General features: G+C 71.9%; 15 protein-coding genes. 8 read left to right on the top strand and 7 right to left on the bottom strand.

The window, feature by feature from the left end:
• Positions 1-165 precede the first annotated feature (165 nt).
• Together ACFV4F_RS26905 and ACFV4F_RS26900 are read left to right on the top strand one after the other, a co-directional pair.
• Complete coding sequence (locus tag ACFV4F_RS26905) at positions 166-1,308, top strand: serine hydrolase domain-containing protein (RefSeq protein WP_380506147.1); 1,143 nt, start codon at positions 166-168, stop codon at positions 1,306-1,308.
• 42 nt (positions 1,309-1,350) lie between these two features.
• The gene (locus ACFV4F_RS26900) at positions 1,351-2,436 is read left to right on the top strand and encodes an alpha/beta hydrolase (protein WP_380506144.1); all 1,086 of its coding nucleotides are present in this window, start codon (positions 1,351-1,353) and stop codon (positions 2,434-2,436) included.
• Between the two features lie 317 nt (positions 2,437-2,753).
• Here the strand turns inward: ACFV4F_RS26900 and ACFV4F_RS26895 are convergent, their stop codons facing one another.
• The gene (locus ACFV4F_RS26895) at positions 2,754-3,515 is read right to left on the bottom strand and encodes an ABC transporter permease (RefSeq protein ID WP_380506141.1); all 762 of its coding nucleotides are present in this window, start codon (positions 3,513-3,515) and stop codon (positions 2,754-2,756) included.
• Entirely contained in the window at positions 3,505-4,437 is a 933-nt protein-coding gene (locus ACFV4F_RS26890; protein ID WP_380506139.1) for an ATP-binding cassette domain-containing protein, read from the bottom strand. Before ACFV4F_RS26890 ends, ACFV4F_RS26895 begins: the two co-directional genes overlap by 11 nt.
• Positions 4,438-4,604: 167 nt before the next feature.
• On the opposite strand from ACFV4F_RS26890, the gene ACFV4F_RS26885 reads away from it, so the two are divergent.
• The 3 genes from ACFV4F_RS26885 (at position 4,605) to ACFV4F_RS26875 (ending at position 7,163) form a co-directional block, all read left to right on the top strand.
• The gene (locus ACFV4F_RS26885; protein WP_380506136.1) at positions 4,605-5,948 is read left to right on the top strand and encodes a sensor histidine kinase; all 1,344 of its coding nucleotides are present in this window, start codon (positions 4,605-4,607) and stop codon (positions 5,946-5,948) included.
• Between the two features lie 96 nt (positions 5,949-6,044).
• Positions 6,045-6,719 carry a response regulator gene (locus tag ACFV4F_RS26880; protein WP_380497404.1) on the top strand — a complete coding sequence of 225 codons (675 nt, stop codon included), beginning with the start codon at positions 6,045-6,047 and terminating at the stop codon, positions 6,717-6,719.
• A gap of 168 nt (positions 6,720-6,887) precedes the next feature.
• On the top strand, positions 6,888-7,163 hold the full coding sequence (locus tag ACFV4F_RS26875) for a hypothetical protein (RefSeq protein WP_380506133.1): 276 nt from the start codon (positions 6,888-6,890) through the stop codon (positions 7,161-7,163).
• Between the two features lie 205 nt (positions 7,164-7,368).
• Here ACFV4F_RS26875 and ACFV4F_RS26870 read toward each other — a convergent pair whose 3' ends face one another.
• Positions 7,369-7,944: an RICIN domain-containing protein gene (locus tag ACFV4F_RS26870; RefSeq protein WP_380447022.1), complete on the bottom strand. Its 576-nt coding sequence runs from the start codon at positions 7,942-7,944 to the stop codon at positions 7,369-7,371.
• A gap of 277 nt (positions 7,945-8,221) precedes the next feature.
• Between ACFV4F_RS26870 and ACFV4F_RS26865 the strand changes: the two genes are divergently transcribed.
• The gene (locus tag ACFV4F_RS26865) at positions 8,222-9,193 is read left to right on the top strand and encodes a helix-turn-helix domain-containing protein (protein ID WP_380506130.1); all 972 of its coding nucleotides are present in this window, start codon (positions 8,222-8,224) and stop codon (positions 9,191-9,193) included.
• A gap of 48 nt (positions 9,194-9,241) precedes the next feature.
• On the opposite strand, the gene ACFV4F_RS26860 is transcribed toward ACFV4F_RS26865, so the two are convergent.
• From ACFV4F_RS26860 to ACFV4F_RS26850, 3 genes are all read right to left on the bottom strand, one after another.
• Complete coding sequence (locus ACFV4F_RS26860; RefSeq protein ID WP_380506128.1) at positions 9,242-10,402, bottom strand: serine hydrolase domain-containing protein; 1,161 nt, start codon at positions 10,400-10,402, stop codon at positions 9,242-9,244.
• 1,183 nt (positions 10,403-11,585) lie between these two features.
• Complete coding sequence (locus tag ACFV4F_RS26855) at positions 11,586-12,935, bottom strand: lipase family protein (RefSeq protein WP_380506125.1); 1,350 nt, start codon at positions 12,933-12,935, stop codon at positions 11,586-11,588.
• A 303-nt stretch (positions 12,936-13,238) separates the two neighbouring features.
• Entirely contained in the window at positions 13,239-14,165 is a 927-nt protein-coding gene (locus tag ACFV4F_RS26850; RefSeq protein WP_380506122.1) for an NADP-dependent oxidoreductase, read from the bottom strand.
• A gap of 152 nt (positions 14,166-14,317) precedes the next feature.
• On the opposite strand from ACFV4F_RS26850, the gene ACFV4F_RS26845 reads away from it, so the two are divergent.
• Both ACFV4F_RS26845 and ACFV4F_RS26840 read left to right on the top strand, forming a co-directional pair.
• A complete protein-coding gene (locus tag ACFV4F_RS26845; RefSeq protein ID WP_380506119.1) occupies positions 14,318-15,007 on the top strand; it encodes a TetR/AcrR family transcriptional regulator in 690 nt (229 codons plus the stop codon).
• 286 nt (positions 15,008-15,293) lie between these two features.
• Entirely contained in the window at positions 15,294-15,572 is a 279-nt protein-coding gene (locus ACFV4F_RS26840) for a hypothetical protein (protein ID WP_380447010.1), read from the top strand.
• Positions 15,573-15,920: 348 nt separating this feature from the next.
• On the opposite strand, the gene ACFV4F_RS26835 is transcribed toward ACFV4F_RS26840, so the two are convergent.
• The gene (locus ACFV4F_RS26835) at positions 15,921-16,037 is read right to left on the bottom strand and encodes an RICIN domain-containing protein (RefSeq protein WP_380506234.1); all 117 of its coding nucleotides are present in this window, start codon (positions 16,035-16,037) and stop codon (positions 15,921-15,923) included.
• Position 16,038 lies beyond the last annotated feature (1 nt).

Genomic DNA, 16,038 nt, shown 5'->3' with positions numbered 1-16,038 from the left:
CTGGGGCGGCTCTCCGGTGGTTTGAGCAGCTGTTATGTGTCCGGTCGTAAATGGCCGGTTGTTTGGCCTGTTGCCCGGTGCCCTCTCTGGCCAGCGTGGGTTCCGCCGTTCCATGGCCGTGATGTCATGGGCATGGTCATAAATTGTCCGAGGGGGGACAACCCGATGAAGCTGGTCCGCACTACCGCTGCCGCCGCGATCCTGGCCGCGCTCGCCGCATCGGCCACCGCGACCCCGGCCCTGGCCGACGTGCCGAGCGCCCGAGCCCTGCTCCAGGCCGGCGCCGCCAAGGGCGTCGCCGACGGCTACCCGGCCGTGGTCGGTCTGGTCCGCCAGGGAGACGACGTGCAGTACGTCGCCGCCGGGGTGAAGGACCGCGACAGCCGTACGCCCGCCGACCCGAAGGCGCAGTTCCGGATCGGCAGCAACACCAAGGCCTTCACCTCGACCGTGCTGCTCCAGCTGGAGGCCGAGGGCCGCCTCTCGATCGACGACACCGTCGCCAAGTGGCTGCCCGGCGCCGTCAACGCCAACGGCTACGACGGCTCGAAGATCACCATCCGTCAGCTGCTCAACCACACCTCCGGGCTGCCGGAGTACATGAACGGCATCCTCGCGCTCAACTACGCCGCCAACCAGCAGCCGTACCAGGCCTTCGCCCCGCAGGCGCTGGTGGATCTGGCGCTGCGTCAGCACGCGCCCACCTCGGCCCCGGGCCAGACCTGGGGCTACGCCAACACCAACTACGTACTGGCGGGCATGGTGATCACCGCCGTGACCGGCAACAGCCCGGCCGCCGAGATCCAGCAGCGGATCATCACCCCGCTCGGGCTCGCCGACACCAGCTTCCCGACCAGCGACCCGACCCTGCACGGCAACTACCTGCACGGCTACGAGTACCCGGGCGGGTTCGCCTTCGTGATCCTCGACGTCACCACCTCCGACGTCCAGGTCTTCGGCGCGGCCGGGGCGATGGTCTCCACCCTCGACGACCTGGCCACCTTCAGCCGGGCGCTGCTCACCGGCAAGCTGCTGCCGCCCGCCCAGCAGGCCGAACTCAAGACCACCGTGCCGGCCATCGCCGGCATCGGCACCTACGGCCTCGGCCTCATACACAAGCAGCTGCCCTGCGGGCAGTGGGTCTGGAGCCACGGCGGCGACGTGCTCGGCTACGACAGCGAGTGGCTGAGCAGCGAGGACGGCACCAAGCAGATCGTCCGGGCGAACACCGAGTACCACCTGCTGGGCGGCACCAAGGGCCAGCAGGACACCAGGCAGTCGAACTTCGACGCCTTCTGCGCGCTCTGACCCGCCCTCAGCCACCCTCAGCCACCGCGAAAGGACCGCACGATGACCACCACCCCGCCCACCCGGCGCCACCTGGGCACGGCCCTGGCCGCCGCCGCGCTGACCGTCTCCGCCCTGCTCGGCGCCGCCCCCGCCCACGCGGACACCGCCGCCACCCCGCCCGTGCTGACCGACGGCTTCGGACTGACCCAGGTCGGTACCCCCGAGGTGCACTCGGCCACCGACTTCACCATCACCGTGACCACCCCGCAGCTGGCCGGCACCCACAAGATCCGGATCTTCCTGCCGTCCGGCTACGCGGCCGACCCCGCCAAGCGCTGGCCGGTGGCCTACTTCCTGCACGGCGGCCCCGGCAACCCGGACGACGCCGCCGCGGTGCCCGCCCTGCGCGACGACTCCATGATCACCGTCACTCCGGACGGCGGCCTCAAGGGCTGGTACGCCAACTGGGTCATGCAGAACACCGTGGTCGGCGCCGCGAACTGGCGGACCTTCCACCTCGACCAGGTGGTCCCGTTCATCGACGCCAACCTGCGCACCCTGCCCGACCGGAGCCACCGGGCCGTCATCGGCGTCTCGATGGGCGGCTACGGCGCACTGCGCTACGCCGAGAACCGGCCCGAGCTGTTCGGGCACACCGTCTCGTTCTCCGGCGGCATCGACTTCGGCCTCCCGGCGATCCGGGCCGCGGTGCTGGCCACCGAGCTCAACGTGATCGGTGCGATGTGCGGGGCCAGCAGCTCCGTGCCGGGCGCCGGCCCGTGCGCCGACTACGACCCGGTGGTCGACAGTGACGCGATCTTCGGCTCGCCGTACCCGGTCTTCAACGCCGACCACATCTGGAACGAGGTCAACCCCGCCGACCCCGCCAACCTGGCCAGGCTCGCCAACACCGACGTCACCCTCTACACCGGCAACAACGACACCATCGAGCACTTCACCGAGATCGCCGCGAACAACGTCAAGAGCCGCCTCGACCGGCTCGGCATCCCGAGCCGGTACGTCGACTACGGCAACGGCGCAAGCCTGTCGCCCGCCTGTGCCGGCACCCACAGCTACACCTGCTTCGCCCCGGCCGTCGCCGACTACATCCCGCACCTGAAGGCCGCCTTCGCCGCTGCGGGCTGACCGGGCCCGCAGCGCGGGGGGGGGGCGCCCCCCCCGGGGGGGGGGGGCCCCCCCCGCCGCCCCCCCCCGCGCGGGCGCCCCCCCCCCCCCGCCCCCCCCGCGCGCGGCGGGCGGCGCGCGCCCCGGCGGGGGGCCCCCCCGCCGCGGGGGGGGCGGCGCCACCGCCGCGTTCGCCGGCACGGCCGGGTCCGCCACGTCCGCCTCCGGCCGCCGGAGCAGCCGGGGCCGGTCGGGTGCCGGTCGGGTGGTGGGCGGCTGCGCCGAGGGTACTGGTGTCGTTGCCCGGCGGCAGGCTGCCGGGGCTCTGAGCACCGTCTTCAGCTATCACGACTGCGCAGCGTGAGGTAGCCGGCCAGCAGGGCCGCCGTCGTCCAGGCCGTGAGGACCAGCAGACCCGTTCCCGGGCTGAGGGCCGGATCGGCCTTCATGACCTCGGCACCGGCGTGGTCGGGCAGGTAGCGGGCGAGGGTGCGCAGCGCCGGGATGGTGTTGGCCACCGGCGAGAGCACGAAGACGAGGGCGAACAGCAGCGAGAGTGAGAGCGCCGTGCTGCGCAGCATCGTCGCGATGCCCAGTGAGAACAGGCACATGAGGGTCAGGTAGAGGCAGGCCCCGAGGACGGCGCGCAGCGCTCCGGGGTGGCTCAGCCCGACGCCGTACGGGCCCAGGGCCGTCTGGGAGGCGAGGAAGGAGAGGAATGTGGTCGGTACGGCGACGAGCAGGGCCGCCGTGGTGGTGCCGGTGATCTTGGCGAGGTAGAAGAGGCCGCGGCTGGGTACCGCGGCGAGCGAGGTGCGGATCATGCCGCTGCCGTACTCGGTGCAGACCAGCAGGACCGCGAAGGCGATCAGGGCCAGCTGGCCGAGCTGGACGCCGACGAAGCCGGCGTCCGCCGGATTGAAGTCGGGGCGGAGCAGAGGGCTGTGCCGGTCGATCGCGGAGCGGGCCGAGGCGCCGTTCACCACGCCGGTCCCGACGCTGACGACCAGGGCGAGGACGAGCGGGACGAGCGTGGACCGGACCGTCCCGATCTTGGTCAGTTCGGCCCGGACCACGGCCGTGGGTGCGTTAGAGGACATGCCGGTTCCTCCCCGTGAAGGCCTCGGCCCGGTACTGGGCGGCGCCGCTGGTGAGGCGGAGGAATGCGTCCTCCAGGGAGGCCGTGCGGGTGGACAGCTCCCCCAGGACGAGCCCGGCCTCGGCCGCGATCCGGCCCACCTCCTGCGTTCCGGCGTCGTCGACGACCACGGCGCCGCGCTCCTCCTGGTGCGCCGTCAGCCCGGCGCGGGTCAGGACGCCCAGCAGCCGGTCCGGCTCCGAGGTGCGGACCAGCGCCTGGGGACGGCAGTTGTCGGCGATGAAGTCGTCCATGCTGGTGTCGGCGAGCAGCCTGCCGCGTCCGATCACCACCAGGTGCTCGGCGGTGATCGCCATCTCGCTCATCAGGTGGCTGGACACCAGGACCGTCCGACCCTCGGCGGCCAGGCCCCTCAGCAGCGTGCGGATCCAGCGCACCCCGTCCGGATCGAGGCCGTTGACGGGTTCGTCCAGCAGCAGCACCTGCGGGTCGCCGAGCAGTGCGGCGGCGATGCCGAGCCGCTGGCCCATGCCGAGCGAGAAGCCGCCGGCCCGGCGGGAGGAGACGGACTCCAGGCCCACCAGGGCGAGCACCTCGCGGACCCGGGCCCGGCCGATGCGGTTGGTCCGGGCGAGCCACAGCAGGTGATGGTAGGCGGTGCGGCTGTTCTGCACCGCCTTGGCCTCCAGCAACGCACCGACGTGCCGCAGCGGTTCGCGCAGTTCGTGGTAGGCCTTGCCCCCGTAGCGGACGTGGCCCTTGTCGGGGCGGTCCAGGCCGAGCATCAGCCGCAGGGTGGTGGACTTGCCCGCCCCGTTCGGGCCCAGGAAGCCCGTGACCCGGCCCGGCCGGACCGTGAAGGTGAGCCCGTCGATGACGACGGTGCCGCGATAGCGCTTGGTCAGCTGCCGTAGTTCGATCACGGCATCAGGCTGCCGTGAAGCAGCGCCGCGGCACATCGGCCGGCGATCCGAACTGCGGCCTCCGCCGCGCGGTGGAGGCGGCGCAGCTCCACCGGCGCCGTCTCCTACCATGGTCGGTCATTCCCGCGGCTGAGGCGTCCGCGTGGCCGGGTGGATACGGTGGGCGCATGGCTCAACTCCCACCGACCTGGCCGACGCTGTACCGCGACGGTGCCGTCCGGGCGCTGCGCCAAAGCGAGTTGGTGGCCGTCGACGGCCTGACGGCCGTGGTGCTGACCGCGCTGTTCCTGGCGTTGCCGGGCCCGGCGTGGAGCTCCCACGGCGGGTGGTCGGCCCGGATCGCCCTCGCGGCCGCGATGGGGCTGCCGCTGGCCTTTCGCCGGGCCCGTCCGGCCGCGGTCTGTGCGGTGGTCGCGGTGGCCTCGGTGGTGGCCTCGGTGGCCGGCGCCGTCCGGGAGCCGTTCCTCGCGGTGGCCTTCGCGCTCTACCAGGTGGCCGTCACCACCTCGGCCCGGCGGGTGCCCACCCCGGTGATCGGGGTGGTGAGCGCCGGCGCGCTGGTGCTGCTCCTGGTCTCGGGCTCCCCGGCCGGCGGCGGGCAGGACCTCGTGCTCCACGTGGCCGGCCTGGCGCTGGCCGGGATGGCCTGGGTGCTCGGCCGGGCGGTGCGCGAGCGTCGTGCGCACGCCGCCCGCTCGGCCCGGCGGGTCGCGGTGGAGGCCGTCACCGAGGAACGGCTGCGGATCGCCCGGGAGCTGCACGACATCGTGGCGCACCACGTCGGGGTGATCGCGGTGAAGGCCGGCGTGGCCAATCACCTGCTGGCCACCCGCCCGGAAGGGGCCGGCGAGGCCCTGCGCGTGCCGGAGGGGGCCGGCGAGGCCCTGCGCGTGCCGGAGGGGGCCGGCGAGGCCCTGCGCGTGATCGAGACGGCCAGCCGCTCGGCGCTGGCCGAGATGCGGCAGATGCTCGGTGTGCTGCGGGCCGGCGGGTCCGAGCCGGAGGCCGACGGGGTGGACGGGCTCCGTCCGGCGCCCGGGCTCGCGGCGTTGCCCGAGCTGGTGGCCGGTGCCACCGCGGCCGGGCTCACCGCCGAACTGCGCACCGAGGGCACTGCCGACCTGCCGCAGGGGGTGCAGAGTTCGGCGTACCGGGTGGTGCAGGAGGCCCTGACCAACGTGCTCAAGCATGCCGGGCCGACCCGCTGCCGGGTCGAACTGGTCGCCAACGGGCGGGAGTTGCGAATCGAGGTGACCGACGAAGGTGGTGCGGGAGGCCGCAGCGTGCGCCGACCGGGCCGGCACGGTGGGTACCTGACCCTGCACGGGCCCGCTGAGGCGGCCGGGGCGGCCGGGCACGGGAGTGGTCACAGCCATGGTCTGATCGGCATGCGGGAGCGGGTGGAGTTGTTCGGTGGACGCTTCCAGGCCGGGCCGCTTTCCGGGGGTGGCTTCGCCGTTCGGGCCGAACTGCCCTACCAGGCCCTGGCGTCGGCGAGGGAAGAGCCCTGATCAGGGCCGGCGTGATGAACCACCCGGCGCCGGGGCGCCGGACCGCCCGGGGGTGGGCGCCCACCCGGGCACAACGACGAACGTCTGGAGAACCGTGTGACCGAGCCCGTCCGTGTCCTGGTGGTGGACGACCAGGCGCTGCTTCGCGGCAGCTTCCGGATGCTGATCGACGCCGAACCCGGCCTGATCGTGGTCGGCGAGGCGGCCGATGGCGCCGCCGCGATCGAGGTGGTCGCCGAGCAGCGGCCCGATGTGGTGCTGATGGACGTACGGATGCCCGGCACGGACGGCATCGAGGCCACCCGGACGATCTGCGAGCGGGACCCGGACGTGCGGGTCCTGATGCTCACCATGTTCGACCTGGACGCGCACGTCTTCGCGGCACTGCGGGCCGGAGCCGCCGGGTTCCTGCTCAAGGACATCCCGCCCGCCGAACTGCTGCACGCGATCCGGGTGGTGGCAGGTGGGGAGAGCCTGCTCTCGCCGAGCGTCACCCGACGGTTGATCTCCGAGTTCTGCCGTCACCCGGCCACCGAACCGGCCGGTCCGCCGCCCGCACTGGACGGTCTGACCGGCCGGGAGCGGCAGGTGCTCCACCTGGTGGGCACCGGACGGTCCAACGCGGAGATCGCGCAGGAACTGCACGTCTCCGCGGCGACGGTGAAGACCCACCTGAGCCATCTCCTGGACAAACTCGGCGCCCGGGACCGGGTCCAGCTGGTGATCGTCGGGTACGAGAGCGGTCTGCTCACCCCACGCCACCGGGTCTGACCGGCCGGCCGCGACAGGGTCCGACCGGCCGGCGCCGCATCCCGGATCGAGAGCCGACCGCGGAATGTCTGGAACTCGGCGTGGTCGAAGAGCACGGTGCCCCGGACAAAATCGGCATAGCCGAAGCCGACCTCGCCGCCGACGAACTTGGTCGCGTAGAAGGTCACTGTGCTGCCGGTGAACGCGGCGTTGTCGAAGCGCACCGTGCCGCCGGCGAGTTCGGCGCCGAGGAAACCGACCCTGCCGTCGGCGAACCGGGCACCGGTGAAGTCCAGCCTGGCATCGGTGAACCTGGCATCGGCGAAGCGCACATCGCAGCCCGCGAATTCGGCATTTCTGAAGCTCACTCTGCCCCCGGTGAACCTGGCACGCCAGAAGGCCCGCCGGGACAAGCTCACCGCCGAGCAGCTCGGGCAGTTGGAGGCCCTCGGGGTTGGCTGGTAGGCGGTTCGGGCCGGGGCTCTGGTGGTCGGCGCGGCGGTGTTGCTGCCCTGCGCCTGAGGCCGCCACCCTGCTGGGTGGCGGCCTCAGGTGCTTGGGTGGTCGCGCTTCTGGCGTCGGCCGATGGTGATGGCGGCCGGTGATCAGGTGAGGCAGGAGGCGAGGGCCCCGCCCCACCGCGGGCCCGGGGCCTTGTTCGCGTTACGGCCTACAGCCAGAAGGTGATGTCGGTGCTGTTCCACTGCTGTGCCCACAGCTGTAGGTGTGCAGCGCCGTTGATCCTGAGGCCGGGGTCGGACTTCGGCGTTATCTGACCGCCGGTCGGGGCGCCGTTGCTGAAGGAGAACCGCTGATTGCTCCGGCCGTTGCAGCTCCAGACAATCATCTCGTCCGTGCTGGGCAGGTCCAGGCACAGGCCCAGGTTGTAGTACGGGTGCAGGTACCAGCCGCCTTCGCTGGCGGGCTCCAGGCACCAGCGCTCGTTGTCCTGGATGTGGCCGTTCTGGGAGGCGTATTCCCAGGTGTCCACGACCGCGCCCTTGCCGCCCCAGCCGTGCACTTCCATGTACTCGCCGCCGGTCCGGTAGGTGTGCACGCTCTGGCACCGGTTGGCGGCCGGCCGCGCCGTCGAGGCGTGCGCGGCGCCGGTGCCGACGCCGAGCGCCGCCACCGCGGCGGCCGTGACCGCCAGGACCTTCACCTTCTTCAGAACCGCTGCAGCGCCGGTGCCGGCGATCCGCTGTCGTGTCCGGGTGCTCTTGCTGTTCGTTGCTGCCGTGTTCATCGGGTACTCCTCTGTCTGGGGGCAGCCGGGTTCTTTCTCGTGACCGGTGATCGTGACTTGTTCCAGGACGCGGTCGCCGTGGAAGCCGGCGTGGCCTTGACGGCCCGCCGGTCCCGTGCCCCGGTGACTGTTGCGTCCGGGCCTTCGGCGATTTGGCTGCTCGATGCCGCGTCTTGTAACAGCCGAAGAGAAGGTTCTCGCCATTCGGTCGGCATGTCATTGACACACCGTGCAAGGGCTTTGACACCATGTGCACAACCTTGGGGGAGGGGCTGTGGTGGGCGGGGTCGTGTTGCGGTCGACGGACGTGCCGAAGGCGGACCGGTTCGACTGGTGGGTCGACCTGGTGACGCGGGACCTCGCACCCACCTACATCACGACCGAGCACCGGGACGACTTCCGGGCGACGGCCGTGGCACTTGAGCTCGGATCCGTTCACGCGTCGGCTCTGTCGTTCCAGACGCTGCAGAGCCGGCGCACTCCTCGGCTGATCCAGCGCTCGGACCCGGAACTGTGGGAGCTCGGGTACGTGGTCGGCGGGGTCATGGGGATCGAACAGGACCGCAACGTGGCGCAGCTGCAGGCGGGCGGTCTGGTGCTGTACGACACGTCCAGGCAGTTCGAAACACGGGTCGCCGAGGACGGCCGCATCATCATCCTCCACGTGCCGAAGACCGCAGTGCCCGTCCCGGACCAGGTCATGCGGAACCTTCTGGCCCGCCGGCTTCCCACGTACGGGAGCGGATCCCTGCTCGCGGGGTTCCTGCGGGATCTGGCCGGGGTACGGCTGGAAGGCTGGGAGGCCGAGCAGACCGGTGCCGCCGCACTTCATCTCGCCTTGGCATTCCTCTCGGGCCTGGCGAACCGGGAACGACTGCTGCCGGCCCGGACACGGCAGACCACTCTGCTCTACAAGGCGAAGGCATTCATCGAGAGGCACCTGTCGGAGCCGGGTTTGTCGCCGCAGGTGGTTGCCGACGCCCAGGGCATCTCCGTCCGCTATCTGCACCACCTGTTCCATGATGAGAAGCACACCGTCGGCTCCTTTATCCGAGGACGGCGACTTGAGCGCTGTCGCGCGGACCTGACGGCACCCGGCCTCATGCCGCGTCCTGTCGGAATGATCGGAGCGCGCTGGGGATTCACGGACCCGGCGATTTTCAACCGGGCGTTCAAAGCCGCCTACGGAATACCTCCAGGTGAGTACCGTACGCGTGCGGCCCTCGACCGAGATCACACCGTGGTGTGATCCGTGGCCGTGCCCGTACTGCAGGAAACAGCCGCCTGGGAGGCGCGTTCAGCCGCACAGGGCCGCGTCGACGGCATTTTCGGCCGGCTGCAGATCCGCCATGCCGGTCGGGTCGACGGTCATCGTGACACTGGCGGCGCGTCCGTCGTCGGTGGCGGCGCTCCAGGTTCCGTAGCCGGGGATGCTGCCGTTGTGCCACCAGACGGTCTTGTGGCACGACAGCTGTGTCCTCATGATCCCCAGTCCGTAGTCGTAGCCGGGCGCGCCCGTGGGGACGGTGGTGCGCATCTGCTCGAGTTCGGGGCCGCCGAGGAGGCGGCCTTCCTTCATGAGCTCGGAGAAGAACCGGGCGAGGTCGGCGCTGGTGGAGACCATCGCGCCCGCCGCCCAGGCCGCCGAGGGGTCGATCTCGGTGACATCGCGCAGCGGTCCGTCCGGGCCGTCCTTGTGGTAGCCGTGGGGGTGAGGTCCTCGAAGGGTGGTCTCGGCGGGGGCGGGGAGGTAGGTGTGGCGCAGCCCGGTCTTCTTGATGATGCGCTTGTCGATCTCCTTGGCCAGGGGCCGGCCGGTGACCTTTTCCACGATCATCCCGGCCACCAGGTAGTTCGTGTTGCTGTACCCCCAATTCGTTCCCGGGGCGAAGACGGCATCATGTCGCAGCGCGATGTCCAGGGTGCCGCGGGGAGAGAGGTAGCGGCGCTGGAGGATGTCGTCGGTGACGTCGTCCTCGTAGTCGGGAAGTCCGCTGGTGTGCTGCAGGAGCTGACGCACCGTAATGTGGTGCCCGTCGATGCCTTGCCCTCGCAGGAGGCCGGGCAGGTAGGTCTCGACCGGGTCGTCGAGGCGGACCTTGCCCTCGCCGGCCAGTTGCAGCACGACCACCGCGGTGAACGTCTTGGTGACGCTGCCGATCCGTACCTCGCCGTCCCGGGGCGCCTTCGCTCCGGTGGCCAGGTCCCCGGCGCCCGCGGCATAGGTACGGGTGTGGCCGGCCTGGTCACGGACGGCGGCCAGAGCGCCGGGCACGTGATCGGGGCTCACCATCGCGTCCAGACGCTGCTGGACCGCGTCCGGCCCGGCGGCCACCGAGGCTGCGACGGCGGACGGGGCGAGCGCGCCGAGGGCGAGGGCCCCGACGGCCACGGCGACGGCGGCGTGAGTCGTCCTGCGACGCGGAACGTGGAACCGAAGCGGCGTAAGTGAGTTCATGAAATGTCACCTCTGGAGTGTGCGTGCGGTTTTGGTGTTCGCCGGGGTTGCCGACGCGGTCAGTGCCCGGAGAGGTCGCGGCGGACGCACTCGGCCCGGTCGCTCCGGCCCTGACCGATCCTGGAACACGGCGCCCCGTGCGCGCCTCCCGGGCGGGAGGGAAACCGCGCTCCCCCGATCAGGGGAGGAGCCGGACGGGAAAACTCACCGGCGCCCCGGAGCGAAACTCACCGCCTTCCCGGTGAAACTCCCCACCGCAGGTCAGTGGCCTGCGCCGGGGAGTCAGGACCCGGCGCCGCCAAGAACCGGTGGCGCTTCGCCTCGGCGGCCGAACCGGGCCCCTTGTCCGCGGCCGGGCGAGGCGTTCGCCGTCCGGTCCGCCCGGTGGTGGGCGGCGCCCTGGTCGCCGCCGTCCGGGCCGGGCGCGGCAAGATCGGGCCGGGCCATCCCCGGAACAGGGTTCGCCACCCGCAGGTCGTATCGCGTCGGCGTCGAGTTTCGCGACGCCTCCTACGCATTCGAGCCCGTCTCGGAATGCCTCACCCGATTCAGCAGGAACGGGGCTGAGCTGGCCGTGTTCGAGCGGACATCCCTGGGCTCGATCGAGGCTTCCTGGACATCCCAGGCCCCCTCACTCCTGGTGAGGCCGCGCTCGGCTACTCACTCGTCGGCGCATACGGGGTGGGATCGCCCGGCATGCTCAAGTCGATCATCGGACACGGAGGGTCGCCCTTCTAGCCCTTCCGTCAAGCGAATGCCCGGCCGGGATCATCCGGCCGGGCATTCGCTTGAACTGTCGATGCGCAGTGGGACGGAACCGTCGTCGGTCTGGAAGGCGTCGTCGCCCCCACGAGAGCCGTAGCCGGGTAGCCCCTACCTGAGTGCCCCTTCCGCCGGACGCTGTCGGCGCCTCTGACCGGTTGCCAGTAGCTGCCCTGCACGGGCCTGCTCCGGGACGGTGACACGCCTGCGGCGGTCTCACCCCGTCCCCCCGGGCCGGGGACGCCGGGGTCGGGGCGCGTTGCCCTGCCGGTCCCGGCGGCGCGGGTCCGCAGGGCGTGGCTCGTCGTGGGCCTGGTCCCCTGCACCGCCTGGTGATCACAGGGCGTCACTGCCCCGTGATCACCAGGTCCCGTGCCTTCCCGGGGTGCCCCGGCGCGCCTTATCGGCGCCTGGCCGGAGGTCAGGAGGCGGGTACGGGCTGTTCCGGGGCGAGGGAGTTGCCGGCCGGGATGTAGCCGCAGTCGGAGGGGGCGGGGCGGCCGGCGAAGCGGTCGTTCAGCCAGGCCAGGGCCTGCGGGGCCCAGGCGGCGGGGACGCCGAAGTGGCTGAGGAAGTCGTACTGCTGGTAGGCGACCGCTGCGGTGCCGGTCGCGCAGTACTGGCGGGCGAGTGCCCGTACGTCCCCGGCGACCATCACGCCGTCGCCCGTGCCGATGCCGGCCGGGTTGGCGAAGGTGCCTTCGAGGATGCCCGCGTTGCCCTGGGCGAGGTAGCCGGGCACGGTCGGGGTCGGGGCCGAACCGAGGTTGGTCCGGTTGACGGCCATGACGTAGGGCTCCACCGAGTTCGGGTCGGCGTACTGGGGCTTGGCCATCGCCTTCCAGCTCAGCCCGGGGTAGTGGCCCACGGCGTCGGTGAGTGAGCCGTGCTCCAGCTGCCGCAGGACCGACAGGCCGTAGTCGTTCAAGTAGGGCGTGGGGTCGGTGCCGTAGGAGCGCGAGGCCCCGACCAGCGCCATCGGGATGATCCCGCTCCACACCAGCGAGCCGTCGATGTACCTGTTGATGTGCGCCGGGTCCACCAGCAGCCCGCCCTCGGCGTAGCCGACCAGTCTGGCGTTGACCTCGGGCGCGTAGCCGGGTGCGAGCGCGGCCGCCCAGGCGCTGGCGACGGCGCCGCCGGAGTACCCCATCAGCCCGAAGCGGGTGTCCGGGGTCAGGCCGGTCGCCGGGGACGCGCTCGCGGCCCGGATCGAGTCCAGGGTGGTGGTGGCGTACTCCGGCCCGGCTCCGAAGTCGGCGTTCTGGCCCTCGGTGTCCGGGAGCACCACGTTGTAGCCCTGGGCGAGCAGCGGCACGATGTACATCGCCTCGACGTTCGGGATCGCGCCGCCCAGGCTGAGGTTCCCGGCGACTGCCCGGGAGGGGCCGTCCTCCGGGTCGAGCGAGTCGTAGAAGGACTGGTACGAGACGGCTCTGCCGCTGTCCCCGGTCAGACTGCGGAGCACGGTGGTCACGTTGGCGGACGGGCGCCCCTGGGCGTCGATGGTGCGGTAGAGCAGCTGGACCGCCGTCACCGGGGTGGGCAGCCCCAGGATGTGGTACGGCAGGGTCCGCGTTTTGAGCACGGTGCCCGGCGCGAACGAGGCCAGCGGGGTGCTGTCGTCGTAGGAATAGAAGGGATCGCTCGCGGTGGTGGCGGTGGTGGAGCGCGCCGTCGCCGACGCCGGGCCGGCGGTGGCGGCCGTGGCGGTGGCGGTCAGGGCGGCGGTGACGGCGGCTGCGAGCAGCCTGGACGTGCGTTTGCGCATGATTCCCCCGGGTGGCTGGGATTCCTGATGACCTGTCAGAGGACGCGTGTGACCACGCTTCGTTGTTACCAACGCGTAGCCGGCGTCCCGGAGAACATCATGACGACGGCCGGGCGCGCTGTCTCCGGGTCGGGCCGCGGAAAATTCCCGGCCTGGTGTGCGACCGGTCATCGGTGTCGGGGAGGGGCCGGTGCCGGTGCCGGCCACTGTGCAGGCGGGGGTCGGCGTGCGGTGTGCGCTCGGCGGCGTTGCCGCCGCCGGTCCCAACAGCATTGGTGAACGGGGCAGTTCGAGGGCGATCACTCAGGGCACGGTGATGACGATCTTTCCGCGTGCGTGGCCGGCGGCGCTGGCGTCATGGGCCGCGGCGGTCTCCTCCAGCGGGAACGCGGCGTGCAGGGGGACGGTGAGGCGGCCCTGATCGGCCAGGTCCGCCGCCAACGGCAGCCCTGCCCAGCCCGGTGACCCTCCTGCCTCGGAGCGGGAGAACCGCACTCCGTGCCGGGCGGCGTCGAAGTCCGCGATGGTCACCACGCGGTTCGGGTCGCCGGCGATGGCCACCAGTTCGGCGAGGGAGCCCTTGCCCGCCGCGTCCAGGACCACGTCGACGCCGCGCGGAGCGAGTGCGGCGAGGCGATCGGCCAGGCCAGGCCCGTAGGTGACGGGTACGACGCCGAGCCCCTCGAGGAAACCGTGATTGCCCTCGCCGGCGGTGCCGATCACGGTGAGGCCGCGGGCCCGGGCGAGTTGTGCGGTGATGGTCCCGACGCCGCCGGCGGCGCCCTCGATCAGCAAGGTCATGCCCTCGACGGCGTCCAGGGCTTCCAGTACACGCGTGGCCGTGTCGACGTTGCCCGCGGCGCCGCCGGCTTCCCCGAAGGACCACGACCGGGGCTTGGGCGCCCACGCCTCCAGCACGGCGTACTCGGCCGCGCCGCCGCCCCGGTCCGCGAAGGGAACGAGACCGAAGACCGCGTCTCCCACGGCGCTGCCGGTCACCCCCTCCCCCACCTCGTCGACGATGCCCGCGGCATCCATGCCCGGTATGTGGGGCAGGTCCAGGGAGACGAAGTCCCGCAACATCCCTGAACGCAGGTACCAGTCGGCAGGGGTGACGCCGGTGGCACGCACGGCGATCCGGACTCGACCGGGCCCGGCGTGCGGCTCCTCGACCTCGTCGACGGCAAGAACCTCGGAACCGCCGTAGCGGTGGTACTGCACAGCGAACACGGAAAGCCTCCATACACACGGCACGGCATTCGACGGGAGAACCCGCGGTCGCCGGCCTCCGCGGCAGGAGGCCGGCTGCGGGAACCCGCGGCATCGCGTCACGCTAACCCGCTAAACGGTCGACCTCTTCCGTTTGTGTTTAAGTGGGAGACATGCCTGACGGACTGTCTCGGAACCCGTCCACCTCCCCCGCCGACACCCCCGCCCCGACGCAGCGGGCCGACGCCCGGAACAACCGCGCCCGGCTCCTCCAGGCCGCTCGCGACGCGTACGCCCTCGACGGCCCCGACGTGCCCGCCAGCGCGATCGCCCGCCGGGCCGGTGTGGGTGCCGCCACCCTCTACCGGCACTTCCCGACGCGCGACTCGCTGATCGCGGCCGCGTTCTCCGAACAACTCGGCCAGTGCGTCGCGGCCGTCGACGAGGCCCTTGCGGACGACGATCCCTGGCGCGGACTTCGCACCGCCCTCACCCGGATCTGCCGGATGCAGGCCGAGGACCGCGGCTTCAGCGCCGCGTTCCTCGCCGAATTCCCCGACGCGCCCGACGTCCGGCGTGAACGTGCCCGCGCCGGGGAATCCCTCGCCCTGCTGGTCCAGCGCGCGAAGGACACCGGACAGTTGCGCAGGGACTTCGACAGCAGCGACGTCACGCTGCTGCTCCTGGCCAACAACGGCGTCCTGCGGGACTCCCCGGCGGCCTCCATGGCCGCGTCCCGCCGCCTGCTCGCCTACTTCTTCCAGTCCTGCCGGGCGACGGACGACACACCGCTGCCCGAACCCGCGCCACTGCGCCTCGACGACCTGTACAGGGCGTACAGGGCACCGCGTCGAACGGGATGACCGCATCGCCGAGGACACGTCCGGCGATCCGGTGGCCGGTCGGACACTCCCGTCGCCCCCTCCCCGGTCACCGGTTCCGTCCCAGACGAGGAGGGCCGGGCGGTGAGGTCAGCCCTCGTTCTCGGGTTCGGAGGGGCGGGCGGAGCACTCGGGCCGGACCGGGCACGGGAGTGTCGGTGGCGGGCCCGCAGAACGGTGTGCCGACACCGCACACGGGAGCGAGCCCACGAAACCGTCCTCGCCTCCAAAGTGTGTGCTCCGGCGGCCAGTGCGCCACTATGACACGATGAACGACACCCAGGCGATGGTCGACTTCCTGCGCGACAAGTACCGCCACACCATCAAGACCGCCGAGACCATCCACAACGAGGTCATCACCGGCCGCATCCCCGCCCTGGGCGGCGACCGACAAAAGCACGCCGGCTACACCCTCCAGACCGTCCACGAGGCCCACTCGATGCTGGAGCTGTTCGAGACCACCATCGTGGCCCACCTCGGCACCCCCGGCCCCATAGGCGCCCTCGCCGAGGAACAGCTGGGCATCCTCGCCCGACCGTTCCAGTAGCCCCGCCCACCGGCTGCGCCCCGTACGCGAGGGGCCAGGCCGGGCGGCGGGGTCAGCCCCCGCCGCCCGGTGCGGCGGGAGCGGGCGCGGACCCCGGACCGGGCCGGCGACGGCTCAGGAAGGCCGTCGCCCCGCTGTGGGCGACGGCCTTCGGGCGTTCACGGGTGGCTGTCGGGAGGCGCCCGATCATCGAGCCGGCACCAGGGGCTCCTGGTGCGCATAGGTGCACCGGGTGCCCCCCACCCCTCACCACGGCGTACTCCCCAGGACGGCCCGCCGTACCCGGCCTCGGGAGTGTGGGCCCGTGTTCAGGAGTCACACGTTCGCTCCTGGCGACGCGGGAGCGGCTCAGACGATCGTGAACTGCTGGTTGGTGCCACCCGTGCAGGTCCACTGGTCGATGCCGGCCCCGTTGCCGGAGCTGGCGCCCCATACGTCGAGGCACTTGCCGGCGAAGGTCTTGATA

It is taken from the genome of Kitasatospora sp. NPDC059722 (assembly GCF_042733235.1).
Classification (GTDB): Bacteria; Actinomycetota; Actinomycetes; order Streptomycetales; family Streptomycetaceae; genus Kitasatospora.
Note: the sequence above shows the minus strand (reverse complement) of the source record. Positions and strands in the feature narration are given on the sequence as shown.

Bases quoted from the DNA above. Each gene is read 5' to 3' on its own strand.
- ACFV4F_RS26845 (WP_380506119.1), top strand. From the start codon at position 14,318: ATGCCTGACGGACTGTCTCGGAACCCGTCCACCTCCCCCGCCGACACC.
- ACFV4F_RS26905 (WP_380506147.1), top strand. From the start codon at position 166: ATGAAGCTGGTCCGCACTACCGCTGCCGCCGCGATCCTGGCCGCGCTC.
- ACFV4F_RS26840 (WP_380447010.1), top strand. From the start codon at position 15,294: ATGAACGACACCCAGGCGATGGTCGACTTCCTGCGCGACAAGTACCGC.
- ACFV4F_RS26900 (WP_380506144.1), top strand. From the start codon at position 1,351: ATGACCACCACCCCGCCCACCCGGCGCCACCTGGGCACGGCCCTGGCC.
- ACFV4F_RS26885 (WP_380506136.1), top strand. From the start codon at position 4,605: ATGGCTCAACTCCCACCGACCTGGCCGACGCTGTACCGCGACGGTGCC.
- ACFV4F_RS26855 (WP_380506125.1), bottom strand. From the start codon at position 12,935: ATGCGCAAACGCACGTCCAGGCTGCTCGCAGCCGCCGTCACCGCCGCC.
- ACFV4F_RS26895 (WP_380506141.1), bottom strand. From the start codon at position 3,515: ATGTCCTCTAACGCACCCACGGCCGTGGTCCGGGCCGAACTGACCAAG.
- ACFV4F_RS26860 (WP_380506128.1), bottom strand. From the start codon at position 10,402: ATGAACTCACTTACGCCGCTTCGGTTCCACGTTCCGCGTCGCAGGACG.
- ACFV4F_RS26870 (WP_380447022.1), bottom strand. From the start codon at position 7,944: ATGAACACGGCAGCAACGAACAGCAAGAGCACCCGGACACGACAGCGG.